Here is a 286-nt window from a genome sequence, read left to right on the forward strand (position 1 = left end):
GCTCTCACGTTGTCTGTGCGATCCCTTAAAAACTCTTTCGCACTTTTATAAACTAATCCTATTTCAGCCTTTAAATCGCTCACACGACCTTTTAACGACCTATTTTCTTCAACCAACTCATTATAATCTTCAATATTTGAATTAAATCTCTGAACAAGATCATTGTATTTCTCTTTCACTACTTCATTCTGCTTGCGCAAGCCTATATTTTCTTTCGCCATATCGGTATTTAATATATTTTTTAAATGTGTTTTTAACTTTTCATTATCTTGAGCAGCAGTAACCA

The 286-nt window shown here is 32.9% G+C and carries 1 pseudogene; it reads right to left on the minus strand.

What is annotated here, in order from left to right:
* Positions 1–286: pseudogene (locus tag AWV70_RS23845) on the minus strand (plasmid recombination protein); the annotation flags it as partial.

It is taken from the genome of Sporosarcina koreensis, assembly GCF_001531445.1.
GTDB classification, from domain to species: domain Bacteria; phylum Bacillota; class Bacilli; order Bacillales_A; family Planococcaceae; genus Sporosarcina; species Sporosarcina koreensis_C.